Source organism: Lysinibacillus sphaericus, assembly GCF_002982115.1.
GTDB lineage: Bacteria > Bacillota > Bacilli > Bacillales_A > Planococcaceae > Lysinibacillus > Lysinibacillus sphaericus.
The window spans coordinates 2129056-2152418 of record NZ_CP019980.1; the positions used below are offsets into that span (position 1 = coordinate 2129056).

Below are 23363 nucleotides of genomic sequence, written 5' to 3' on the forward strand. Positions count from 1 at the left end.
GCACGGTTTTACTCAAGGCGCTATCTCACTTTCATTATAGGTGAGAGGTCGGTAGGAGGCAATGAAAAATACAAACAAATGTTCTGTATCTATAAAAGAAGACGACTTATTACTGCAACATGAAATAAGCATGGCTGAAAGTATTAATGAATCAAAAGAACGTTATAGAAAAATCGTACAAGCAGGGATAGCTCAATGGGTAAAAGACTTCAAGGACGGTCTTATCAAAGTATCGACTGTGGATGATTTAAAAAAACTAATCGAGCTAGACATCGACTTACAAAAAGACGATTGATAAAAACAAACTCAACTCAACTGACGGAGGTGGTGTTAATGTAACATGGCTGAAAAATATCAATTAGCTTATCAGGATTATAAAAGTGGCATGAAGCAAAAAGACATCGCTGCTAAGTACAACGTGTCCATTAACACCGTCAAGAGTTGGCAACAACGCAAATGGCGAGCTATGGACAATGATAATGAAAAAGTATGCACACCAAATGAAAAAAGTGTGCATACCAAAAAAGGCGCACCACGTGGCAATAAAAACGCTCTAAGGAATACAGGTGGTGCACCATTAGGCAATAAAAATGCAAAAGGCAATAAAGGCGGTTCTGCTCCGCTGGGTAATAAAAACGCTGTAACGACAGGTGAATATGAATCTCTCATGTGGGACTACCTAGATGAAGAGGAACGGGAGCTATATGGCACTATTGAAACTGACCCTTTGTTACAAATTGATAGAAACGTTCGTGAACTAACCATACGGCAACGTAGGATGATGAAGCGGATTAAAACAATTGAAGAAGGTCTGACAGAAAAGCAAAGACGTGTGTTGCAGCAATTGCGGAAAGTGAAAGAAGCTGCAACGGGTGCGGATGGTCAAACTGTCACAATAGCAAAAGAACGCATGGTTACTGTTGAGGTTGAAGAAACGATTTTTCGTAAAATGGATGACATACTCAATCTTGAGGAAGCACTAACAAGAGTCACGAATCAACTTGTGAGAGCGATTAAACAAAAACATGATATTGAAAAATCCAATAGTGAACAGCAATTGAAGTTAAAACAAATGAAGTTGAATGTTAAAAAGTTAAAAATTGAAATTGAAAAAATTCAGTATGGAGATACATCAACACAAGAAAGTGAAATTGCTAAGATGTTGCGTAAGATAGCAGGTGATGAATAATGACTGAACTTACTCCAAAGCAAAAAGATGTCATGGATTCATTTATTCAAGAAAATCCTAAAATAATACTTGCCAGTGGGGCAAAACGTGCAGGGAAAACATTCGTGTTTATTCTGCTTTTTTTAATGCATATTGCTAAATATGAGGGGCAAGGATTGTCTTTTATTATAGGTGGAGCTACGCAAGCAAGTATTAGACGTAACATATTAAACGATATGGAAGTCATTCTAGGCAAAGAGTTAAATCTTAATAAATCAAATGCAGTTTCTGTTTTTGGCAACAAGATATATTGTTTTGATGGAGCTAATTCTGATACGTGGAAAAAAGTGCGCGGTTTTACCGCGACAGGAGCACTACTTAATGAGGGTACAGCACTTCATGATTCATTCGTGAAAGAAGTTATCTCACGTTGCTCATATCAAGGGGCACGTATATTAATTGATACCAATACTGAGAATCCAGCACATAGTATTAAAACGGATTACATTGATAAAGATGGTCAGATGTTAGATAACGGCCGTTTAAATATCAGAGCATTTCATTTTACTTTGTTTGATAACATCTTTCTTGATCCTGAATACGTTGAGTCCATTATTGCTTCTACACCTTCAGGCGTGTTTACTGATCGCGACATTTATGGTTTATGGGTAGCAGCCGAGGGAATTGTCTACAAAGACTTTAATAAAGACCGTCATTATATTTCTAGTAAAGAGTTCGAAAAACTCAACATTGTTAAATACTTTGCTGCTGTTGACTGGGGATACGAGCACTTTGGGGTTATCGGTGTATTTGCTGAAGATGAAAAAAGAAACGTTTATCTTTGTGAAGAACATGCACGACAGCACCAAGAAATTGATTACTGGGTAGATGTTGCGAAGGACATTAAGAAACGCTATGGCAATCTTAATTTCTATTGTGATTCGGCACGAACGGAACATGTACAACGCTTTAGACGAGAAGGGTTAAGAGCATTCAATGCGAATAAAAAGGTAATAGCAGGAATTGAGGAAGTCGCCAAAATGTTTAAAATCGGGCGGCTTTTTATTGTTGAAGATAAAGTAAAAAGGTTCAAGGATGAAATATACCAATACGCATGGAATGGCACAACGGGACAACCAATTAAGCTATGGGATGACGTAATGGACATGATTCGTTATGGCATATACACACATTATCAAAAAGCAATTCTCAAAGGGAAAAATCGATAAGGAGGTAGAAGAGTGAACGAATATATTCAATACATCGATGAAAAAGGCGTTACTCCTCTATTACTTGAGAAGTTAATTTCAGAAACTAAAACAGAACGAAATAAACGTTTACTCAACTATAACCGCTATAAAGCTGAAGCAGTGCCCATTTTAACACGTAAACCAGCAGACTATGCCCAAGGTAATGCCCATGTGCAACGAGTAGATGATAAGGTAAACAACACCCTTAACAATCCACTTGATGCTGAAATCGTAGACACGAAAGTTGGCTATATGTTCGGTAATCCAATTTCATATGTGGTAGATAAACAAGCTCAAAGCCTAAAGTCATTAACAGAGGCCATTGAGCTTTTTAATTTGCGCAATTCGATTGATGACTTGGATAGTGAATCAGGAAAGAAAACGGCTATTTGTGGCTATTCTGCTCGGCTACTTTACATTGATACTGAAGGAAATGAACGTGCCATGGTGATTGATCCGTGGGAAACAATCATTCTTTCTGAAACCGGAGAAGTAAGTGAACCTAAATATGGATTCCGCTATTTTAAAAGCGCGGAACTGAATGTTGAAGGTGAAAAAGTAGAAATCGAGCAGCTGGTATTTTACGATGCTACAACTGAAAAACTCTACACTCGTGCAGACAAAGATTCACAATTTGTACTGAAAGATGAGCGCAAGCATTTATTCGACTACTGTCCTTTATTTGGGATTTCAAATAATGAGGAGCTGCAGGGCGATGCGGACAAAGTGTATAACCTGATTGATGCGTACGACCGCACTTTATCAGATGCATCTAACGAGATTGAACAATGGCGTTTAGCGTATTTGGTGCTGAAAGGCATGGGGATGGATGAAGACGATGCACAGAAGGTTGCACGCACGGGCATTTTCGAGCTGATGGGTGAAGATGAGGACATCAAATACCTAACCAAAGAAGTCAATGACCAAATGATTGAGAATCATCTAAATCGCTTAGAAGAGAACATCATGCGATTAGCTAAAAGTGTGAACTTTAGTGATGAATCATTTGCCGGAAATACAAGTGGTGTAGCTATGAAGTTTAAACTCATGGCACTTGAGAACAAATGCAAAACGATGGAACGAAAATTTACTACTGCTTTACGTTATCAATTCAAAGTGTTGTGTAGCGCCTGGGCAAAGAAAGGAATCTGTTTGAAAGATGATTACTTGAAATTATGGTTCGAGTACAAGCGCAACGTTCCTATGGATTTATTATCCGAGGCACAGGCATCACAAGCATTAAAAGGGCTAGTGTCAGAGCGAACACGGCTTTCTAAGATGTCGATTGTGGATGATGTGGACTATGAGCTGAAAGAGATGGAGAAGGACGCTAATGTGTATGGCAAAGACTTAGAGGACTTGGATGACGATCCTGAAGAAGTGGATAAACAATGAATCAGCAAGAGATTAATAAAATTCTAGATGAACTAGAAAAGATGGCTGAAAAAGACATTGAAGTGGTCTTTAACAAGCGTTTAAAAGCCATCCTCGACCAAATGCTGCAGATGCATCGTAAGTTTGGTCAGAAAGGAAAAGCGACTTGGACTGACGTTAATAAATACAATCGCTTCAATCAGGAAATGAAGCTAATTGCTCAAGAGCTTAATGCGGATTATAAAGCGGTTATTAAGCTAATAAGAGCGTCAGAGGAAAGACTATACATTGAGAGATACTTAATGATGGCTTACCTGTTAGAACAATCTACAGGCGAGGAAATGGGCTTTGTATTGCCTTCAGTTGAAACAGCTCTAACTAATCCAGTTGAGTTTTTAACACTTCCGAAGGTATTTGAAGCCCACAGGAACGACATTATTAGACGGCTAAACATTGAGATAGCCCAAAGCCTACAAGCCGGAGAAAGCTACACTGAAATGGCTCACAGGATTGAGAACGCTATGGGGTGGACCAAGAAGAAAGCCATCCTTGTTGCACGTACAGAAGGTGGCAGAGTACGGTCACAAGCAGATTTATCTTTAGAAGAACAGGCAAGTAAAACCGTTCGGCTAACAAAGGTTTGGATGTCCTCCCTTGATACGAGAGTACGGAAATCTCATAGAAAGCTAGATGGGCAAAAGGCTGATAAAGACGGCTATTATCACTATGGAAAGTGGAAATCTAAAGGTCCAAGGCTATGGGGTGTTGCATCCATGGATATTCAATGTCGGTGTCATTCGATTTACTTGGTGAACGGTAAATTACCTGAATACAGACGTGGCAAAGACTATATGGATGATAAGTATCAAAAGAATTTAGCAGCTCGTATAGACGCTTACATGGAGGACTTGGGACTAATGTATAAACAAGCGCTTACCAAAGCTTACAAAGAAGTTAAGCCACCAAGTGTGACAGTACCATTTATGAGCTTCGAGGATTGGAGGAAGCAGTTTAGTGGTGAAGGATGAGTGAAGTTTGTATGGGCATAACTAATTTAGTTCTCGAAATAAAGTTTGATAAAAATCACCTCGTTAGTTTTTATTAGAGGTGATTTTGTTTTGGATATTTATGTTAAAATTATTTTGATTTTGAAGTTTTATGTAAATTTTATTCAACAATCGGGCCAGATTGTCAAGTAATTCCTTGAATGTATAATGTTATTAGGTGATACTAAATTGGGGGGATATTAATGATAGTAGTAAGTTCTTGTTTAGCAGGATTAGAGGTAAGATATAACGGTACACATTGTTTAAATAATAAAATTATGAAACTAATAGAAGAGAATAAAGCAATAACCGTATGTCCCGAATTACTTGGTGGCTTTTCAACTCCTAGAGAACCTGCAGAAATAATAGGAGGTAACGGGGAAGATGTATTGGATGGAATAGCTAAAGTAATCGAAAAATCAGGTAGAGACGTTACGGAATTATACATAAAAGGAGCTTATATTACTCTAAAAAAGGCTATTGATGTCAACGCAACGGTAGTTGTACTGAAAGAGTATAGCCCATCTTGTGGAAGTTCCATGATTTATAATGGTGAATTTATAGGAAAGGAAATTGCAGGGAATGGCGTTACGGCTGCTTTATTAAAAAGAAACGGTTTACAAGTAATTTCGGAAAGACAGTTTTCCGAAATATTCTAAATAAAATGAAGAATTAGCTCAAAATACATTAATTAGGCGCGATTCTGTAATAAGGATTAGCGCACGGTTTCATTAAAGAGCCAGATTGCGGAATAAGGGATATAACCAGATTTATATGAATTCACAACGGTAAACAAAGAAATATCCCCAAACGACGCTTTGGAAAGGTTATACTTCAACTAACGGCGCAGGATAGTTGAGTTAGCAAATATAGCTGCTAGTTGTTGGAGTAGTAATTATATAGCATTGTTCAAATAATGATGCCAGGAAATGAGGAATAACCGATGTCAAAAACGGTACTTGATAAAGCTAAGAGGATTGTAGCAGGAATCGAAGTTTATCCAGGATTAGCTAAAGATTGGAGTAAAGATAATTATGACAATTATTATCTTTACTTTTCAAATCCAGATCCTGAAATACGAAAATATTCGTTACTTGTTTTTTTTGTGGGTCTTGGTAATTGGCAATTGGGGTCAGCTTTTATCTTTAGACCAATCAAAGAACTTAAAAAAGACGAAGATTTCGATGAAAATAAAGTGTATCGTTTTGAGGATTATGTTCGATCATTTCTCGACAATAGAGAAAACATTAAACAAGAGTTCCCATATTTATATGATAATTTGGTTTGGTATTTACTTAGGTTAGATAATCAAAAACATTTTGAGTATATATTTAGATCCGTTGATAAGCAACTATTCATTGAACTTAGACAAGTGTTAATTAAATCGGGTATTGATGTTAACATATTACCCAACAATTTAAATAACATATTAAGAGAAGTAGGAATTACTCCATATTTTGTAGATTAAACATAATTTTTAAACGAACGGCATTCCTTATTGATCAAACGTGCGCTTTAGTGCAACAAGGATTTATAACGTATTCATAACTAAACCTAATAACGTTCCCAAAAGGAACTTTGGTGACATTGAAAGGAATTCAATAACATCTTCTAGAAAACTTAATATATCAACTTAGGAGGTTTTTAAATGTCTTCTCATATTAGAGTTCGAGCTGGTGCAATAATAATAGAGAATAATGAAATATTATTAACGGTGTATAACGACCCAATAAGAGGTATCGTTTATGATTTACCTGCTGGAGGTGCAGAACCCAATGAATCAATTATAGATACAGTAAAAAGAGAAGCCAAAGAAGAAGCGTGTATAGATGTAGAAGTTGGTCCACTGGCTTTTGTTTATGAATACACACCTCATCTTAATTTAGATAAATTTGGTAAAATACATACATTGGTTATGATGTTTGAATGCAAAATAAAAAGTCCTAGTAAACCAAAATTTCCAGAAAACCCGGATTCAAATCAAATAGATGTAAAATGGCTACCTATTTCAGAGTTACAAAATATTGAAATGTATGCAAACATCGGACCGTATTTACAGGAATATACGCAAAGTCCTAGAAACATTGATTTAATAGAAGAGCATAAACTAAATGATGTTTATCGAGTTCGTTAGAGTTATTTTATACAATCCCATACAAAATAACGTTCCCAAATAAAAGTTTGGACGTACACCAAAAAGTCACGAATGTTGTTAAATCAACGTTTGTGACTTTTCTTATGCGCATTATTTATTCAGCTTTTTATGCAGAGAGTAGTTTGACTGGTTAAGTATTCATTATTAATTTTCATGTTTTAAAATTTCCCAAATATCACGTAATCTCTGAACTGCCTCTTCTTTCGAATATGGAAGTTCTTTGTAAAACTTCTGTAGTTCTGGATTGTTAGCAAAGGCTTGAAAGTCTGCATCTTCTTCTTGAGGAGTAAGGTTTTGTTTTTCTGTACGACCAAGAAGGTAATCTATTGAAACATCAAAAAGCTTAGCGATATTACTTAAAGTGTCAATAGGAGGCATTTTTGTGCCATTTTCATAAGCTGTATAAGTAGTTCTTGCAACACCTATTTCTTTAGCAACAAATGATTGGGTATATTCAGGCTTTGATTTCTTTATATTTTCACGAACCTTTTTTAAACGTTGTGCAAGAATATCCATTTATACGCACATCCTTAAATATTATTTGGCTACTTATGATTGTATATGTTACCTAAAGGAACTTCTATATTTAATTATTTATTGTTCCTTAAAGAAACTTTAGTATTCAAAAAGTATTGAAATGTTCCTTGTAGGAACTTATAATTAAATTAATTAATGTTCCTAAAAGGAACTTTTGAAAGGGGAGAGATTATGAGAAGATGGCTGAAACAGATCCGAATAGCTCAAGGAATAAAACAGGAGGAAATAGCTGATTCTGTGGACATTTCACGTGGGTATTATGCAAACATTGAACGGGGTGAAAAAACACCATCAGTAAAAGTGGCGAGAAAAATAGCAGCTTATCTAAAATTTGATTGGACAAAATTCTTTGTACATGAAAAGGAGGAAGTAAATCTATGAATCTTACTTTAGCAACACAAAATCAATTTAATTCAGTTATGTGTGATTTTTACCAAAATGAAAACAATGAAGTATTTATGACAATTAACCAGATAGCTCAGGCGCTTGAATATGCAAGTAAAAAGGGAGTTGAAAATTTAGTAGCTAATAATGAGTACCTTAGAGATGAAGAATTTTCGATTATTGCAAAGGTATCTACAGGTACCCACGGTAAAGGGGGTACCCAAGAAACCCGTATTTTTACTGAGGATGGTATATATGAAGTAACAATGTTATCTAAACAACCTAAAGCAAAAGTATTTAGAGCTTTTGTTCGAAAGACACTTAAAACTTTACGTAAAGGTGAAATGATATTAGCTCAACCCAAAAAGGTAGATACTAAACTTGAGGTACAACGTATGCGTGCTGAGGCAATGTTGAATAACAGCCGTACACGCCAAGCTAAATTAATTCTGGACATGCAGAAAAATAAAATCTTATCTCCTGTAGCTGTTGAGTTGTTACAAGTAAATGTTTTAGAGGTTTTAAGTGACCAAACAATTGATTACCGTCCAGAAGTAAAAAAGACATATACAGCTAGTGATATTGGTTCAGAATTAGGTATTTCACCGCAGAAGGTTGGCAGTATTGCAAATAAACATAATCTAAAAACCGATGAATACGGATATTTTGCATTGGACAAGTCGCCCTACAGTAGTAAACAAGTAGAATCTTTCCGATATTACGAAAAAGGTCGTCAGAAGATACAAGAAATTGTCCAGGGGAAGTTGGTTAACTAATTGGGGAACAAAAAAAGAAAAGCCATGCTTTAAGCGGCAACTTAAAACATGACATAATTTTGAGTGACATCCACCCATATCATAAATCTATTATAACCGAATATCGTTATATTTAGAAGTGGATGTTACTCCCAGGAGGGAGAACTGTGCAAATACCAAGTGGAAGTTGTTTACAAGCCATGATCCATTATTCAGAGTTTTATAATCTTACACCACCACTATCGAATGATTTCAACGATTGGTGCAAAAGTGTGGTGAATGAAATGGGTGACAGAGAAATACATCTACTTTATTTAGCGGTGAATGCTGCATTAAATAAAGGACTTGGTTGTCAAAAGTTAATGAATATAATGTTTCACGAACTCCAAAGACGTAAATCGGAAATAGAGTTTTACGTAACTTATGCAAACGCATTATCACAAATCAAGACCTAAATTGTAAAAGTCATAAAATAAAAGGGTGATATTTAACACCTTTTTATTTCTTGTTCAATAATCATGCCTTAGGAGATAATATCTTCATTTTTACATTTCTTTCACAGGATTATAGATTTTATGGAACAATTGGTATAATTTATTAGTAGGAATTTAAAAGGGAAGATAAAATGGGTAAAAGAGTCCATCTCTTTGTTAGGGAAGGAGGTACTTTAAGGTTTCAATATTAGTTAGATGGAATGAAATAAATCATATAAAAATTTTGGGATGAGTGATTTTATTAATGGCATTTATATATCGATATGAATTGAAAAATAAAAATTTTAGACAAAAAATAAATTTAAAGCTGCACGAAGAAAACATAGTTAATGCAATAAATCAAACATTTGGTAATAATGTATATTCTTTTAAGGTTTATTCTGATTACTTTGAGTTTAGATTGCGACACAGTATAGCAACTAACCTCGAATTACAAAAATTAGGTAAAAACATAGTCAATTCTGATGCGGAGTTAAGTAGCTATAAGAAGGTTTATAAAAAGAATTCACAGTTATTTAGAAGAAAAAGAAGTTCATATTATGCATTTTTAGAGGATATAGAATATGAGGATCAAATATATTATTTAAAATTTGATTTGGTAGACCAAGAAGATAGTGACAGAATCCAAAATGAATTTGAGGAGAACCAAACTACGAAAGGAGATTTGTTAGGAACACTAAATACATTTAGCATGATTGTGGAAATAAAAGAGCTGGACTTGATGGGGAATAAATTAAAAAGAATTTTAAATATTATTAATGAAGAAGCTTCAAATAGATGGTATTTACTAAATGGTAAGCATGTTAAAAGTGGGAACTCTTTAATTTTTCTAGATTATACTGGTAGTCAAGAAATTGTATCAAACTTTATGCTATCTTCAATAGAAGACTTAGTAGAAACAGCTCAATTAGAAAGATTTTATAGCTTAGAAGGTATACAACACGAAGAAAAAACAGATTTTAAAGAAAACTATGATGATTTCTTTATTGCGGTTTACAATGTTGGGCAAGGATTATGTTCAGCAATCTGTAATTATAATTCACAACCAATTGTATACTTTGATTTTGGTGGTGGAGAGCGAAGAGATGCAGTAACCTATCCGCCAAATGGAATAGAATATTGCTTTAGTCTTAAACCTAAAATAATATTATCACATTGGCACAGAGATCATTGGATTGGCGTCCATTACTGTAAGGATGCTTTAAAAACAGAGTGGATAGTTCCAAATCAGAAAAAGGGACCTCAAGTTACTAAACTATGTGCGGATATATCAAAATACGGTAAGTTGACCGAGTTAAGCTCAGGAACTTTCAAAACGCCTTTTGGTAGCTTATTTATTTGTAATGGGGATAATAGACACTACCATAATAACGGGATAGGTTTGTTAGTTGAAAATAAAAGTAATGAGAGATTTCTTTTGCCAGGGGATAATAGATATCAATTCATACCTGATCAATTCTTATCTAATTTAAATGGACTCGTGGCTTCACACCATGGAGGAAATTACTTCAAGAATAATTGTGGTAAAAATAAGATTCCGCTGAATGTTAAAGAAGGTAAAATTGTGTACAGTTACGGAAAACATGCAAAGTTCACCCCGAAATTTAATTCCCATAGTCACCCTTCTTATACTGGTGATTATATTAAATATAAGTGGGTAAAATCTTTGGAACTACATACACCGGATGGTCACCGTGCAATTGGGGTTAATAATACAATAAATAAATGTAACTGTGGGTGTGATTTAGAAATTAAATATCCATAGTTGTGATAGAATATATCAATATTTATTTTCTTTTTGTGAATAAATGTTATTATTTTTTATTCAATGTTCGGATGCGATTATTGAATAAGCATCACTGTTCTTCTAAAGCTAACGGGGACTTCAGTTCAATAAAGTTCATCTAATTTTAAAAAACTTTCATAAAGTTAAAAAGCCATTCTTTTAGAGTGGCTTTTTATTTTGTCTTTCCTCTCGCAGACGCTATAAAGAACGGGAAAAAATATTATCGAACAGTTTAGGGATTCCATCGGATAACTAAATTGGGCAAGGAGGACATGATGAAGAACAATCCATTTTATTTAAAAACCTTTTTACCTTTAGCTATTCAAATGTTTTCTGATGGTGGGGAAGGAAATCCTTCAGGGGATCATCCACCACAAGGAGATGGCGGAAACGGACAAGGGGCTACATTGACACTTGAATCGGTTCAATCATTTTTAAACGACAATGATGAGGGTAAGAAATGGTTGCAGTCATTTGCTGATACACGTGTAACGGAAGCGATTAAAACGTATGAAACGAAAACTCTCCCAAAGAAACTAGAAGAGGAAATTACAAAGCGTTACCCACCGGAAACGGAGGAAGCGAAACAGTTACGTGAGTTAAAGGCACAATTTGAGCAATCGCAAAAAGAAGCTGCACGTGAAAAGTTAATTAATCAGGCGTTATCTATTGCAACTGAAAAGCGTTTACCAAGTAAGTTAGTAGCGTTCTTTGTCGGTGAAGATGCTGAAAAGACAACAGCTAATTTAGGTGTACTTGAAGCGGAATTTAACGCAGCTGTTCAGGCAGAAGTGGATAAACGCTTTAAAGATGGTGGAACGCCACCACCACAAAAAGGAGGGGGCTCAACAACATTGACGAAAGAAGCTGTACTGAAAATGACAACGGATGAAATCAATGCGAATTGGGATGAAATCGTGAAAAACAATTTACTATAATCGATTAGCAGTAAGGAGGAAATATCGTTATGACGATTAAAAACTTTATTCCAACAATTTGGTCAGCTCGACTTTTGCACAATTTACAAAAATCATTAGTATTCGGACAAGCTAGTGTCATCAACCGTGATTATGAAGGCGAAATCAAGGCTTACGGTGACACAGTAAAAATCAATGGTATTGGTGCTGTATCCGTAGGTGATTATACGCGCAACAAAGATATGAAGGATCCAGAGGAACTGACAGATCACACACGTAATTTAGTGATTGACCAATCGAAGTTTTTCAACTTCCAAATTGATGATTTAGATAAAATTCAACAAAATCCTAAATTAATGGATCATGCAATGCGTGAAGCGGCTTATGCCTTATCGAATGTCGCGGATCAATTTATTGCCTCTCATTATGTACATGCTGCTAACACTATTGGTACGGACAAGGATCCGATTCAGGTAACGAAAGCCAATGCCTATGAGTACCTTGTGGACCTTTCAACGAAATTGGATGAAGCCAATATTCCGACACAAGGTCGTTTTGCTGTTTTGCCACCTTGGTATGAAGGGCTATTATTAAAAGATGATCGCTTTGTTGGTTCTGGTGCTTTGCCAGCAGACGAACGTTTGGTTAATGGTGTTGTAGGTCGAGCTGCAGGTTTCTTACTTATGAAATCTAATAATGCACCATTTGTTGATACAGGTTTTGAAGGCGTCGTCGCAAACTCAAAAATTATCGCCGGACATAATATGGCCTGGACGTATGCTGAACAAGCTGCAAAAGTAGAGGGCTATCGAATGGAGAAACGTTTTGCAGATGCTGTAAAAGGACTTCATCTATACGGTTGTAAAGTGGTGCGCCCAGAAGCTTTAGCAGTACTTTCAGCTAGACGACCAGCGTAAGGAGGGGGTTAAAAATGTTCGTAAAAAACTTAAATACGGGTATCACATGGGCGGTCACTGAAGAACACGGTGCTCGCCTTTTGCGTACAGAGGAATTTGAGGAAGTACAATTAGAGAAGCCTAAACGTACCATTTCAAAAAAACCAGAAGCAGAAACTGAAAAGTAGGTGGTCAATATGTGGCAACCAACTCAAGAAGAAATCGAACAGCTAAAACAGTTAAATGGTGATACAGGAGCTAAGCATGATGCGTTTTATTGTGCAATGGCTCCTATTTTATTTGAAGTAGCAATTGACCATTGTAACGGTGCGTGGTGTCCTGAAACGATGCCTCAAGGTGTGCAACTATTTATCGCTAAGGCTATACAATTCAATATGCAAACAACAGGGTTAAAAGGACGTGTTATGGGGACAGTCTCCTATTCTTATGACACAGAGTTTCCAAAAGCCATTTGGACCTATTTACGGCCATATAAGAAGGTGAAGTTTCATGCATTACGATGAATTTCCTCATACAGTCGAAGTCGTTGAGAAGCAACGTATTTCTGATGGTGCAGGGGGATATAAAACGAAGTGGATGCCAGTGGATACAATCGAAGCGTTTGTTGATACACCAACAAGCAAAGAGCATTATTATGCTCAACAGCTAGGTAATCCATTGCAATGTTACATGTATTACCCCTACAGAACTGATTTAACGTCTAGTATGCGATTACGCTTTGAAGGGGAGATATACGAGTTTGCAGGACGTCCTGAAGATCAAGGTGGCCAACATGAAATGATGCGTGTGGCTTTAAAGCTGGTGATGTCATAATGGCTCGAATTACTTTCAGTGGATGGAAATTGTTAAGAGCCGCGCAACGTTTTGAAGAAGGGATTTTAGATAAAGTATCCGACATTGTGTACGAGACTGCAAGGCTTATACAAACTGAGGCTAAAGCACTCGCGCCAGTTGATGATGGCAGCTTGCGTGACTCTATCGAAATGAAGATGCTAGGGAAGTATAACGCTGTTGTCACCGTAGGGAGCCATTACGCTATTTGGGTGGAATTTGGTACTGGCGTACATGCAGAGGGGCCAGGAGGAAGTAGAGCCAAAAAGATTCCTTGGACTTATTACAGTGAAAAGTTAGGACACTGGGTAACTAGTAGCGGTAATAAAGCTCAACCATTCTGGGGCCCTGCAGTTGATGCTGGACAAGCGTATTTTAAAACAGAAATGAGGCGTTTAGGCTTATGACCAATTATTATGCGCTACCTTATTTTGAGTTGCAACAAGCTATCTATCAAAAGTTGATTGCTTGTGAAGCGCTGACAAATATTACTCGAAAAAGTGAAGAGGATTTAGGTGTGTACGATGCTGTCGATGAAAATACACCTTATCCATACGTAACGATTGCAGAGCCTTATTCATCACCTTTTGACACGAAAACGAGCAATATCGAAACCATTACTTTTACGATTCATACTTGGTGGATGGATAACGATGCGTACAGTGGAAAACGGAAGGTGTATGAGATGCTATCAGCTTCTCAACAAGCGCTAATGTCCCAAAATTACAAGCTTCCGAAAGCTAAGGTGCTAAGTGTCAAAAGACGTGACTCCCGTGTTTTTGATGACAATAGCCCCGGCGTAAAGCATGGCGTCTTAGTTTTGCAATATAAAGTGCAGAATATTTAACAGTCCTTTATGGGGCTGTTTTTCTTTTAGGAGGGGAAATACATGCAAAACGGTAAGGATACAGTTTTAATTGTCCAGCTTGCTACAAATGCGTTAGGTGAGGATGGTTACCTAATCGGGCATCTAACTGAAAATAGCCACTCTATCGAAAATGAATTAGTCGATGAACAGACGAAGTTTGGACGGATTCTAGCTTACGGCCAATCAAGTGAATCATTTGAAGTTACGATGTATGGTGACAAAACAGATTCTGGTCAAAAAGCGATTATAGATGCAATTCGTAATAAGGTACAGCTAAAAGTTTGGCAAGTTGATTTAAATACAATCAAAAATGATGCGAATGAAGATGTCCATGATGCCATTTTTGCTTACACATTAGTTGAATCAGTAGAGATATCGTATCCAGGCGACAACTTCCAAGAAATCTCCGGTACGTTACAGGTAATCGGTGAATCGAAAACGGGACAATTACCAAAGCTACCTGATTCCGTTATTGAATTTGCGAGGAGTGTATTTGAAAAGCCGGGAGAGAAAACAGGTGAGTTCGGTAAAGCGAAAGAAAAAGCAGTACCTGTAACGAGTGTGACAGTGACACCTACAACAGCATCTATCGCTGTGAATGCTACCAAACAGTTAAGCGTTGTTGTGGCTCCTGAGGATGCATCGAACCAACATGTAACATTTGCATCGAGTGATACTACGGTTGCGAAAGTATCGCCTACAGGTCTTGTAACAGGACTAGCAGCAGGAACATCTACAATCACAGTCACTACGGTAAGTGGAGCTAAAACAGCTACCGCTGCAATAACGGTTACAGCTTAAGGAATAGGGCGCATAAGCGCTCTTTTCTTTTTGACTAATTGAACAGGAGGAATTATAAACATGGCTACCTTAACAATTGGCAAGAATCAATATGAAGCAAAATTTGGATTCGCTTTTAAAAAGCTAGCGGATAAAAACTACAATCAAAAGGATAAGGAAGGCAATGAGGTAGGCGGGTTTAGTGCTATCTATACAGGGCTATTGCAATTTGATTTAGATGCCTTAAAAGCGTTTTGGGATTGTGGATTAGCGCATTTAAAGAACCGACCATCAATGGCTCAAATAGAGGCGGCGTTAGAAGCAAGAATTGAAGAAGATGGAGACACAACCATGCTATTTAAAGAAGCATTTCGTGAGATTAATGACTCGGGTTTTTTCAAAAAAGATGCGAAGACGTTTTGGAAGAACTTAGAGCTATTCAAAACGATGGGCAAAAACGAGGAAGAGCAAGCGGAGAATGCCAAGGGCGTTCAGATCATGCTAGACGCGAAAGCAGAGTTATTGGAAGAGGAAACCAGGTTGATGGACTAGAATGGCTCGATGTCCTATCAAACGCTGCTGAATATTTAGGTGTTCATGATGTGGATTTAATTATGTCATGGACACCAAACGAGTACAAAGCACTTTTACAAGGCGCACAAATGAAAATGGTGAGTGATTATGAAAATTTAGCGATTCAAGCCATGTATATTCGCAAGGCTGAAAATGAAAAACGTTTAAGGTTAACGGACTTATTTGATGCTGAAAAAGCTAGAAAAAGAATCCTAGCAGGTGATAAAGAGTGGAAGCAATCTAAGAAAATAGACACGTCACTTTACAAGAAAGCGCAGGCTGATATGAAGGTGTGGGCTGATAAATTAAACAAGAAAGGATAATGCAAATGAACGAGAATTTTACTGCACGAATTGGCGCGCGTATTACGCAGTTCATGGCACGGATGCGCCAAGTCCAAAACACAATACGCACGACGGCAAATGATGTGCGTATTGATATTGGGGCAGACATTAGTCAGTTCCGTCGTCGCATGGCTGAAATTCGAGCTCGCATTGCAGCTTTAATTCGCGAACGAGTCGTTATTAAAATTGAAGCGCGAATAGAAGCATTTCAGAAAAAAATCAACCGGATTGCCACGAATATTCGTGCTTTTGGTGAGATAATACAACACACCCTCATGGGAACAATTATGGCCGTCTTTCCAGCAATATCCCCATTATTAGCGAATACTGCTGTTGCTATTGCGAATTTAGGTCCGATGATTGGTACTGTCGCTGGTTCTACATTTGCATTAGCCGGTGCCTTTACAGCTGCTGGTGCCGCAGCGGTTGCGTTTGGCGCAGTAGCAATCCCGACAATTAAAGCGTTATTTGATGAAACCGGCCCACCATTTAATGCATTACAAAAGAAAGCTTGGAATTCATTTGAAAGTGTAAAGGATACTTATCAGTCACTTGTAAAAGAGACTGAAACACCAGTTTTGCAAGCTTTTACAAGCGCCATGCACGCAACAGATGCCATACTGAATAAATTACGGCCTCTATTTATCTCAAGTGCACAAGCAGTGGCAAATTTAATGGCTCAACTCAATACGGCTATCGATACGTCACCTATACAAAAGTTTTTAATGTATCTAAATACTAGTGGTGTCTCACTGTTGGAGACGTTTGGTCGCTCATTTGGAAATGTGTTTAAAGGGTTGCTATCGATGTTGACAGCTTTTGCGCCATTAAGTATCAGTACAGCAAACGGTTTCGAAGCAATGACAGCACGATTTGCAGAGTGGGCAAATGGATTAAGTGGTAGTGCAAAATTCCAAGCGTTTATGGATTACGTGAATACAAATATGCCAAAGATTCGCGCTATCTTCCGAGATGCAATCGCTGGCGTTGTGTATTTCTTTAGTGCATTTGCGGGTTCTTCATCAAGCATGATGGACGGGCTCGTATCGATGATGGGTCGATTTAAAGAGTGGTCAGCCACACTTAGTCAAAATCAAGGTTTCCAACAATTGATTGATTATGTCCATCAATCAGCGCCTAGTGTTATGAACCTAATTGGTAATTTAACGACTTTCCTTGTGAACTTAGGTATTGGCATGGCGCCTATTGGTGCAACCATTATCAATCTAGCCAATAAGTTTTTAACTTTTGCTAATAGCTTGATGGAAAACAATCGATCCATAGGGGTTATCATAGCGGGGCTTATTTCGTTTGGTGGTGTTTTGCTTGCCATCGTACCAAATATAATTGCATTCAAAGAGTTATTCAGAGGGTTCGGCTCATCCATGTTTGGTGGTATTGGGAAAGCGCTGAAATCCGTAACCAGGTTATTTACAAACTTTAGCGGAACAATGGCATCATTGGGTGCTAAAGTGATGACTTTCGCTACAAACTTTGGGAAAGCATTTGGACTAATTACGAATCCAGTAGGTTTAGTTGTCATAGCAATCGTCGGTTTCATCGCCATCTTAGTACGTCTATATCAAACGAACGAAAAGTTCCGAACTCAGGTTCAAACTGTTTGGGAAGCAATTAAAACCGGAATTTCCGTAGCAGTAACTGCTGTTAAAGATTTGGTGATGTCCGTCTGGTCACAGATTACAGCATTCTGGACGGAAAACCAAGCAAGTATTAAGGCGACTGCTTTGGTTGTATGGAATGTAATCGAAAATGTTGTGACGTCTGTGATGTCAGTCATAGGGACAATCATGCAAAAGATATGGCCAGTCGTAAAAGCGCTCATTGTCTCTACATGGGAAGCGATTAAAAATGTGATCCAAGGTGCCATTAAGGTTATTTTGGGTATCGTCAAAACATTCAGCGCACTATTTAGAGGTGACTGGCAAGGTGTCTGGGATGGAATAAAACAAATCCTTAGCGGTGCGTTACAAGCAGTCTGGGGTGCAATTAATCTTTACTTTGTAGGGAAATTACTTGGACCGTTAAAAGCATTTGGCTCAACAGCAAAAACGCTTTTACAGGGCGTTTGGACAACAATTAAAGGTATTTTCACCAATACTTTAAATGCGATAAAAAGTACGGTTTCAACCATCTTTAACGGACTGAAAAATACAATTAAAACGATTTGGAATGGTATTAAATCGTTTTTCAATACTGTTCTAAATGGCATTAACTCTATTTTTACGAGTGTTTGGCGAAGTATCGCTTCATTCCTAGATAATTTTTTCACAAGTCTAATCGGCACAATTCAATCTGTTTGGAATGGTATTAAGAGCTTCATCTCAAGTGTCTTAAAAGCTATTGCAAACATTATTAAAAGTATTTGGAACGGTATTAAAACAACCATTAATACAATTCTAAATGGTATAAAAAGGACTATTGAAACCATTTGGAATGGGTTTAAAACAACCGTATCAACGGCGATGAAAAACGTTAAATCGGCTGTTGTGAATGGATGGAATGCGGCAAAGTCTTTCTTACAAAATATTAGTCTAGTGAAAATTGGTGAATTTATCGTAGCTGGTTTGGTGAAAGGGATTAGTAATTGGTTTGGTAAAGTAAAAGCCAAAGTTATGGAACTTGCCCAACTGTTACCAACTTGGTTACGAAATAAATTAGGTATTCACTCCCCATCCCGTGTCATGATGTCAGTCGGTAAATGGATTCCATCCGGGCTTGCCAAAGGGATTAGTGGCAATACGAAAGTTGTAACGAAAGCTGCAGCAGTTTTGGCTGCAAATGCAGTTCCCGATATTAGTTCAAGTCTATCAACTACCAAAGCGGAAATGAAGCTTGCAGCGTCACAATTAGCCGAAGCTGCTAGAGCAGATTTGCGTATCTTAACGGATGGGCTATCGGTGAAAAGTGCCATCAGCAGTGCTCAAAAAACAAGTATTACAAGCGAATCTGTACTTGATTTATCGGTGTTAGAAAAAGTTATTCAGCTCCTTCGAGTTATCGCTGATAAAGACCTGTCACTTGAACTTGATGGTCATGTTTTAACGAATTATGTTGATGAGCGAACAGCAAGAAAAGTAGACGTAAAACGTTCTATGAGAGGAGTGTAGAGGGTGGATGCGAAGTTAGTAAAAATGAATCGCGAAGAAATTATTTTGTCTCAGGAGAGATTTGTTACGAAAGACATCATCGTTTCTCCTATCGAGATTAATCGCGATATAGCCGATGTTGAAAGACGAGCAGGGGCTATCAATGAATTAGTTAAACACGGCACACGTAAAATTCAGCTTCATCTAATGTTTATTGCAAAAGATCATTCAGACTTTGAAACACTTGAAAATAGAGCGTTTGATCTGTTCACAGATTTAGAGCCGTATTATTTATATAAAGCTATACCAACAAAGCAATCCACTATGTACGAATTCGAGCTACCAGGTAAGCAATGGGGTAGAGAGCTCGATTTTATTCCTAGTGAGGTTGCTTTTTTATATGGGAAACGATACTTCGTTATCAATAGCAATATGTCTGAGGTTGCACAAGATGGGCTCACAGGTCGATTCACGGTTGAATTAGAAACTTATCAACTTCCTTACGCAGAAAGTGCTGCAACATTAAAAGATTTAAAGCTGTGGGACGCTAATAAGTGGGAATGGAATCAAGGGTTGACGTGGGACGAGGATTTACAGTACAAGTTTACGGCCAATAATTTCACAGTGAAAAACTTAGGCAATGTCAAAATTGATCCGCGTGAAAGTGAATTGAAAATAACGATTAAGGCAACAGCATCGAGCTATTTAGAATTTAAGAATAATACCACTAGCGAAGTGTTTAGGTTTAATGGCGCTTTAATAGGTACAGATACATTAGTTTTGAATGGCATTCACACTTATAAAAACGGTGCGAATGCCATTTTGAATACAAATAAAAAGCCATTAACGCTTGTGCCGGGAAACAATGTTTTTTCAGTGTCCGGTGGAACTGTGCAATCAATCGAATTTGATTTTAGATTCTTATACAAATAGAAGGGATGTGCTTTAATTGACTTTAGAATTGCATAACACAGAAAATCCCATTAGTAATGCAGAACGAATGAAGCTCAATGAGAACTGGCAACGAATTATATCGGGGTATAGTTATTTGCAACAACAAATCAAAATGTTGTCTGGCAGTACAGAAGTTGATGAATTGTTACAGCGATTAAATCAAGCTGTAGATAATGCGAATACTACAGTGCAACAATCTATAGAGACGAATAACACAACATTGCAAGAAGCACTTAGTACTATCTCGCAAAAATTAGTACAGGTTAATAAGGCAATTACAGAAGCCAATTCTGCTCGCCCTGAAGTCAATACTGCTAAACAAGGTGCTTTAGCGGCATCAGAGCAAGTTCAAACAGCCCTCGCTTCATTGGAATTAATGGTTAAGAATATGGGTTCTAGGGGCAATTGGAATAATACGACGCAATATTATAAAAATAATTTGGTTCTCTTTAATGGTTCATCCTTTATCGCCTTACAGGATAACTTAGGAAAGACGCCTCCGAGTGATATTCAATCGAATGTGTATTGGTCAATGCTTGCTAAACAAGGACCTGCAGGGAAATCAGCATACGAACTAGCTGTTGAAAATGGATTTAAGGGAACGATGAAAGAATGGATTGAATCTTTAAAAGGTCTCCGAGGTCCAAAGGGTCCACAAGGTCCACCGGGTCCGCAAGGAGAAACACAGCATGCAGTAAATTTCAATCAGGAGATTCAGACATTGCAGACAACAGTAAATCAGTTGAATGAAAAAAAGGCAAACAAAAAGCTATCAGACAGCATCCAATGTACACTTCAGGCTGGATGGAGTCATCAACGAAAGGCCCCTTTAATCTATTACAAAGACGATTTTGGCATCGTGCATGTACAAGGGGAAATCATTAATTCCGGAAGCCAATCTCATAATGTATGTACAGTATTGCCAGTTGGATTTAGACCACGTAGTGATGTGGATAGACGGCAGGAAGTAGTTGCCATAGGGTACAAGTTTAATCATAGAGCGGTGAATGTTCCACCAATAGTAACGACAATTAGCATAGAACGCTCCGGTTTTATCCATTGTGATACCCAATTTGACAAGATCGCAATGGCATTTTCATTTAGGACAGATTAGGGAGGAATTCCTTGTGCGTAAGCAAGTTTATCAAGTGGATAGCGACGGGTTTATTGAGGAAGTATTTTTAGGCGAATTGGACGAGGAAGGTAATCTGATTGATCCAGTTGGTGATTACGTCACAACAAATTTACCACAACCTTTACCGTTCTATCGACCAAAATGGAATGGGGTTCAATGGGTTGAAGGTGGAACGGAAGAAGAGCTGGCTAAGCATAAAGAACAACAGTTACTGAAGAATTTAAAGCCGTCAGTGGAAGAAATAATGGATGCTGATTTAGAAGTAAAGATTCTTACCATGTTATTAGAAATGGAGGTAATCGAGTAATGGAGAAACATTTAGAAGGATTAACTCTGGTGCAAAAACGATTGGTGAAAGCTTATGCTACAAGCATTATGGGAGAGGTTCGTACGGTTAAAGATGTGAAACCAGAAGAGTTGCGGAGATACGTAGAGTTAGAAATTGCGGAACGGGAAATTGCTCATCTTGCTAAATAATTGTTGGTTTGTAATAAAGATCGATAGTTAATAAAAAAAGATTAGTAGTTTAAAAAAGTTGCATCGTTTATGCCTTTGGATGGTATAATTTTACGTATATTTATTTTAGAAGGAAGTGAATTCATGAGTGATTTAGAAAAAATCAAACTTGTGAAGCCACCATTTCCCAAGCTACGATGTTTTTCTTTCGAACCTATAATTATCTAGGAGTGTACTATTTTGAAGAAAAACATCGGAAACAAAACACCTAGCTTATTATTACTGATTGTACTAGTAGGCTTCCCACAGATTAGTGAAACTATTTTTAGCCCATCATTACCATCTATCGCAGCAGTATTTGAAACTTCTATGAGTGATGCACAGCTTACGATGAGTGTGTATTTTATCGCTTTTGCCTTCGGAGTATTTTTCTTTGGGCGTTTATCCGATAAAATCGGTCGTCGCAAGGCAATGCTATATGGGCTATTCTTATATTTTTTTGGTAACGTACTTTGTTTAGTAGCAAATGAAATGGCGGTTTTATTAGTCGCACGGTTTATTCAAGCTTTTGGTGCAAGTGTTGGCTCTGTCGTGACACAAACGATTTTACGAGAAAGTTTTTCTGGTGTTGAGCGTCATAAATTGTTTGCTCAAATTACAGCTGCCCTTGCCTTCACACCTGCCCTTGGTCCATTAATCGGTGGTTTTACTGATTATTATTTTGGCTTTAAGGTCGTATTTTTTGTGTTAGTTGCTATGAGTATTATTGTATTTTGCTACGCGTATATACGCTTACCTGAAACAGTGCTAACAACAATCCAAATGAAGCCTATACTACCAATAGTAAAGCGCATGTTTACAAATGCGCGTCTATGGCGCTACGGCGTATTAATTGGCGGTATTAACGGTGTATTATTTAGCTATTATACCGAAGCACCATTTATTTTTACGCAATACTTTAAACTAACAAGTGCTGTGTATGGTTTTTTAGGTATTATCGTTGCTCTCGCTTCTATTGCGGGTGCGATGCTATCTAAACGACTTGTTAGCCATACAAAACCTGAGAAGATTATCGTACAAGGGTTAGTCATTATGCTCATCGGTACATTGCTCGCTACATCGGTGCAATTTTTACCAAATGCATTACAAATGCCAACCATGATTGTTAGTGTGTTCATTATTTTATTTGGTACAGGTACCGCTTTACCAATCTGTTTAAGCATAGCGCTCATTGACTTTCAAGACGTCATTGGTTCTGCCAGTGCGATATTTAGCTTAGGGTATTATTTACTCGTTAGCGCTACAATCTATGGTATGAGCATTTTCCATAATGGAACAGTCCTTGCAATGCCCCTATATTTTTTAGCACTAGGGATTGTTATGCTCTTAATAAGCTTACCATTACTTTATAAAAAGATGTGAAGTGTTAAATTCTTGCTCTACGTAATAGAGCTACTATCGTATTTAAAAGTTGAATTGAAAATAGACGTCATTTCGAATGTGAAAGCTACAATAATCGTTTCATAATGTTG

The 23363-nt window shown here is 37.4% G+C and carries 29 protein-coding genes; 28 read left to right on the forward strand and 1 reads right to left on the reverse strand.

All coding sequences use genetic code 11. The features are described 5' to 3' along the window. Positions 1–61 precede the first annotated feature (61 nt). From LS41612_RS10775 to LS41612_RS10810, 8 genes are all read left to right on the forward strand, one after another. Positions 62–295 (forward strand): hypothetical protein, encoded by a 234-nt coding sequence (locus LS41612_RS10775; protein ID WP_024364717.1) that lies wholly within the window; start codon positions 62–64, stop codon positions 293–295. 45 nt (positions 296–340) lie between these two features. Further along, positions 341–1189 (forward strand): phage terminase small subunit, encoded by an 849-nt coding sequence (gene terS / locus LS41612_RS10780; protein WP_024364716.1) that lies wholly within the window; start codon positions 341–343, stop codon positions 1187–1189. Next, a complete protein-coding gene (locus LS41612_RS10785) occupies positions 1189–2397 on the forward strand; it encodes a PBSX family phage terminase large subunit (RefSeq protein WP_029747456.1) in 1209 nt (402 codons plus the stop codon). The genes terS and LS41612_RS10785 overlap by 1 nt, the downstream gene beginning before the upstream one ends. A 12-nt stretch (positions 2398–2409) precedes the next feature. Continuing rightward, positions 2410–3813, forward strand: coding sequence for a phage portal protein (locus tag LS41612_RS10790; RefSeq protein ID WP_024364714.1), 1404 nt, complete (start codon positions 2410–2412; stop codon positions 3811–3813). After that, positions 3810–4820: a phage head morphogenesis protein gene (locus LS41612_RS10795; protein WP_024364713.1), complete on the forward strand. Its 1011-nt coding sequence runs from the start codon at positions 3810–3812 to the stop codon at positions 4818–4820. Before LS41612_RS10790 ends, LS41612_RS10795 begins: the two co-directional genes overlap by 4 nt. Positions 4821–5041: 221 nt before the next feature. Next, complete coding sequence (locus LS41612_RS10800) at positions 5042–5497, forward strand: 2-thiouracil desulfurase family protein (protein WP_024364712.1); 456 nt, start codon at positions 5042–5044, stop codon at positions 5495–5497. 284 nt (positions 5498–5781) lie between these two features. Beyond that, entirely contained in the window at positions 5782–6306 is a 525-nt protein-coding gene (locus LS41612_RS10805) for a hypothetical protein (RefSeq protein WP_024364711.1), read from the forward strand. A 180-nt stretch (positions 6307–6486) separates the two neighbouring features. Continuing rightward, positions 6487–6972, forward strand: coding sequence for an NUDIX domain-containing protein (locus LS41612_RS10810; protein ID WP_024364710.1), 486 nt, complete (start codon positions 6487–6489; stop codon positions 6970–6972). A gap of 165 nt (positions 6973–7137) precedes the next feature. Here the strand turns inward: LS41612_RS10810 and LS41612_RS10815 are convergent, their stop codons facing one another. Next, entirely contained in the window at positions 7138–7509 is a 372-nt protein-coding gene (locus LS41612_RS10815) for a helix-turn-helix domain-containing protein (RefSeq protein WP_024364709.1), read from the reverse strand. Positions 7510–7701: 192 nt separating this feature from the next. Between LS41612_RS10815 and LS41612_RS10820 the strand changes: the two genes are divergently transcribed. The 20 genes from LS41612_RS10820 to LS41612_RS10905 all read left to right on the forward strand — a co-directional run bounded on the left by LS41612_RS10820 (position 7702) and on the right by LS41612_RS10905 (position 23253). Next, positions 7702–7911 (forward strand): helix-turn-helix transcriptional regulator, encoded by a 210-nt coding sequence (locus tag LS41612_RS10820; protein WP_024364708.1) that lies wholly within the window; start codon positions 7702–7704, stop codon positions 7909–7911. After that, positions 7908–8690, forward strand: a complete 783-nt coding sequence (locus tag LS41612_RS10825; protein ID WP_024364707.1) for a BRO-N domain-containing protein — start codon at positions 7908–7910, stop codon at positions 8688–8690. Before LS41612_RS10820 ends, LS41612_RS10825 begins: the two co-directional genes overlap by 4 nt. 146 nt (positions 8691–8836) lie before the next feature. Next, positions 8837–9124 carry a hypothetical protein gene (locus LS41612_RS10830; protein WP_024364706.1) on the forward strand — a complete coding sequence of 96 codons (288 nt, stop codon included), beginning with the start codon at positions 8837–8839 and terminating at the stop codon, positions 9122–9124. A gap of 283 nt (positions 9125–9407) precedes the next feature. After that, the gene (locus LS41612_RS10835; protein WP_024364705.1) at positions 9408–10928 is read left to right on the forward strand and encodes a ComEC/Rec2 family competence protein; all 1521 of its coding nucleotides are present in this window, start codon (positions 9408–9410) and stop codon (positions 10926–10928) included. Between the two features lie 293 nt (positions 10929–11221). After that, positions 11222–11887, forward strand: a complete 666-nt coding sequence (locus LS41612_RS10840) for a DUF4355 domain-containing protein (protein WP_051147792.1) — start codon at positions 11222–11224, stop codon at positions 11885–11887. 29 nt (positions 11888–11916) lie between these two features. After that, the gene (locus tag LS41612_RS10845; RefSeq protein WP_024364703.1) at positions 11917–12783 is read left to right on the forward strand and encodes a phage major capsid protein; all 867 of its coding nucleotides are present in this window, start codon (positions 11917–11919) and stop codon (positions 12781–12783) included. Positions 12784–12797: 14 nt separating this feature from the next. Beyond that, positions 12798–12950, forward strand: coding sequence for a hypothetical protein (locus LS41612_RS23130; RefSeq protein ID WP_158694854.1), 153 nt, complete (start codon positions 12798–12800; stop codon positions 12948–12950). 9 nt (positions 12951–12959) lie between these two features. Continuing rightward, positions 12960–13286 (forward strand): head-tail connector protein, encoded by a 327-nt coding sequence (locus tag LS41612_RS10850; RefSeq protein WP_024364702.1) that lies wholly within the window; start codon positions 12960–12962, stop codon positions 13284–13286. Next, the gene (locus LS41612_RS10855) at positions 13273–13596 is read left to right on the forward strand and encodes a phage head closure protein (RefSeq protein ID WP_024364701.1); all 324 of its coding nucleotides are present in this window, start codon (positions 13273–13275) and stop codon (positions 13594–13596) included. Before LS41612_RS10850 ends, LS41612_RS10855 begins: the two co-directional genes overlap by 14 nt. Next, the gene (locus LS41612_RS10860; protein WP_024364700.1) at positions 13596–14021 is read left to right on the forward strand and encodes an HK97-gp10 family putative phage morphogenesis protein; all 426 of its coding nucleotides are present in this window, start codon (positions 13596–13598) and stop codon (positions 14019–14021) included. The genes LS41612_RS10855 and LS41612_RS10860 overlap by 1 nt, the downstream gene beginning before the upstream one ends. After that, positions 14018–14461: a DUF3168 domain-containing protein gene (locus LS41612_RS10865; RefSeq protein ID WP_024364699.1), complete on the forward strand. Its 444-nt coding sequence runs from the start codon at positions 14018–14020 to the stop codon at positions 14459–14461. The genes LS41612_RS10860 and LS41612_RS10865 overlap by 4 nt, the downstream gene beginning before the upstream one ends. 42 nt (positions 14462–14503) lie before the next feature. Then, the gene (locus LS41612_RS23405) at positions 14504–15283 is read left to right on the forward strand and encodes a phage major tail protein, TP901-1 family (protein WP_024364698.1); all 780 of its coding nucleotides are present in this window, start codon (positions 14504–14506) and stop codon (positions 15281–15283) included. A 60-nt stretch (positions 15284–15343) separates the two neighbouring features. Then, the gene (locus LS41612_RS10875; protein WP_024364697.1) at positions 15344–15814 is read left to right on the forward strand and encodes a tail assembly chaperone; all 471 of its coding nucleotides are present in this window, start codon (positions 15344–15346) and stop codon (positions 15812–15814) included. A gap of 50 nt (positions 15815–15864) precedes the next feature. Continuing rightward, positions 15865–16158 carry a hypothetical protein gene (locus LS41612_RS10880; RefSeq protein WP_051147791.1) on the forward strand — a complete coding sequence of 98 codons (294 nt, stop codon included), beginning with the start codon at positions 15865–15867 and terminating at the stop codon, positions 16156–16158. A 5-nt stretch (positions 16159–16163) separates the two neighbouring features. Then, on the forward strand, positions 16164–19307 hold the full coding sequence (locus tag LS41612_RS10885) for a phage tail protein (RefSeq protein ID WP_137034892.1): 3144 nt from the start codon (positions 16164–16166) through the stop codon (positions 19305–19307). A 3-nt stretch (positions 19308–19310) separates the two neighbouring features. Further along, a complete protein-coding gene (locus tag LS41612_RS10890; protein ID WP_024364694.1) occupies positions 19311–20219 on the forward strand; it encodes a phage tail domain-containing protein in 909 nt (302 codons plus the stop codon). Between the two features lie 16 nt (positions 20220–20235). Beyond that, positions 20236–21354: a GTP-binding protein gene (locus LS41612_RS10895; RefSeq protein ID WP_024364693.1), complete on the forward strand. Its 1119-nt coding sequence runs from the start codon at positions 20236–20238 to the stop codon at positions 21352–21354. Positions 21355–21367: 13 nt separating this feature from the next. Continuing rightward, positions 21368–21682 carry a YomQ N-terminal domain-containing protein gene (locus LS41612_RS10900; RefSeq protein WP_024364692.1) on the forward strand — a complete coding sequence of 105 codons (315 nt, stop codon included), beginning with the start codon at positions 21368–21370 and terminating at the stop codon, positions 21680–21682. Continuing rightward, positions 21682–21852 (forward strand): hypothetical protein, encoded by a 171-nt coding sequence (locus LS41612_RS23140; protein WP_158694855.1) that lies wholly within the window; start codon positions 21682–21684, stop codon positions 21850–21852. The genes LS41612_RS10900 and LS41612_RS23140 overlap by 1 nt, the downstream gene beginning before the upstream one ends. A 219-nt stretch (positions 21853–22071) precedes the next feature. Continuing rightward, positions 22072–23253 (forward strand): multidrug effflux MFS transporter, encoded by a 1182-nt coding sequence (locus tag LS41612_RS10905; protein WP_024364691.1) that lies wholly within the window; start codon positions 22072–22074, stop codon positions 23251–23253. The last annotated feature ends 110 nt before the right edge of the window (positions 23254–23363 follow it).

Excerpts from the sequence above, each read along its gene's own strand:
- LS41612_RS10775 (WP_024364717.1), top strand. The coding sequence starts at position 62 with ATGAAAAATACAAACAAATGTTCTGTATCTATAAAAGAAGACGACTTA.
- terS (WP_024364716.1), top strand. The coding sequence starts at position 341 with ATGGCTGAAAAATATCAATTAGCTTATCAGGATTATAAAAGTGGCATG.
- LS41612_RS10785 (WP_029747456.1), top strand. The coding sequence starts at position 1,189 with ATGACTGAACTTACTCCAAAGCAAAAAGATGTCATGGATTCATTTATT.
- LS41612_RS10795 (WP_024364713.1), top strand. The coding sequence starts at position 3,810 with ATGAATCAGCAAGAGATTAATAAAATTCTAGATGAACTAGAAAAGATG.
- LS41612_RS10800 (WP_024364712.1), top strand. The coding sequence starts at position 5,042 with ATGATAGTAGTAAGTTCTTGTTTAGCAGGATTAGAGGTAAGATATAAC.
- LS41612_RS10805 (WP_024364711.1), top strand. The coding sequence starts at position 5,782 with ATGTCAAAAACGGTACTTGATAAAGCTAAGAGGATTGTAGCAGGAATC.
- LS41612_RS10810 (WP_024364710.1), top strand. The coding sequence starts at position 6,487 with ATGTCTTCTCATATTAGAGTTCGAGCTGGTGCAATAATAATAGAGAAT.
- LS41612_RS10815 (WP_024364709.1), bottom strand. The coding sequence starts at position 7,509 with ATGGATATTCTTGCACAACGTTTAAAAAAGGTTCGTGAAAATATAAAG.
- LS41612_RS10820 (WP_024364708.1), top strand. The coding sequence starts at position 7,702 with ATGAGAAGATGGCTGAAACAGATCCGAATAGCTCAAGGAATAAAACAG.
- LS41612_RS10825 (WP_024364707.1), top strand. The coding sequence starts at position 7,908 with ATGAATCTTACTTTAGCAACACAAAATCAATTTAATTCAGTTATGTGT.
- LS41612_RS10835 (WP_024364705.1), top strand. The coding sequence starts at position 9,408 with ATGGCATTTATATATCGATATGAATTGAAAAATAAAAATTTTAGACAA.
- LS41612_RS10840 (WP_051147792.1), top strand. The coding sequence starts at position 11,222 with ATGATGAAGAACAATCCATTTTATTTAAAAACCTTTTTACCTTTAGCT.
- LS41612_RS10845 (WP_024364703.1), top strand. The coding sequence starts at position 11,917 with ATGACGATTAAAAACTTTATTCCAACAATTTGGTCAGCTCGACTTTTG.
- LS41612_RS23130 (WP_158694854.1), top strand. The coding sequence starts at position 12,798 with ATGTTCGTAAAAAACTTAAATACGGGTATCACATGGGCGGTCACTGAA.
- LS41612_RS10850 (WP_024364702.1), top strand. The coding sequence starts at position 12,960 with ATGTGGCAACCAACTCAAGAAGAAATCGAACAGCTAAAACAGTTAAAT.
- LS41612_RS10855 (WP_024364701.1), top strand. The coding sequence starts at position 13,273 with ATGCATTACGATGAATTTCCTCATACAGTCGAAGTCGTTGAGAAGCAA.
- LS41612_RS10860 (WP_024364700.1), top strand. The coding sequence starts at position 13,596 with ATGGCTCGAATTACTTTCAGTGGATGGAAATTGTTAAGAGCCGCGCAA.
- LS41612_RS10865 (WP_024364699.1), top strand. The coding sequence starts at position 14,018 with ATGACCAATTATTATGCGCTACCTTATTTTGAGTTGCAACAAGCTATC.
- LS41612_RS23405 (WP_024364698.1), top strand. The coding sequence starts at position 14,504 with ATGCAAAACGGTAAGGATACAGTTTTAATTGTCCAGCTTGCTACAAAT.
- LS41612_RS10875 (WP_024364697.1), top strand. The coding sequence starts at position 15,344 with ATGGCTACCTTAACAATTGGCAAGAATCAATATGAAGCAAAATTTGGA.
- LS41612_RS10885 (WP_137034892.1), top strand. The coding sequence starts at position 16,164 with ATGAACGAGAATTTTACTGCACGAATTGGCGCGCGTATTACGCAGTTC.
- LS41612_RS23140 (WP_158694855.1), top strand. The coding sequence starts at position 21,682 with ATGGAGAAACATTTAGAAGGATTAACTCTGGTGCAAAAACGATTGGTG.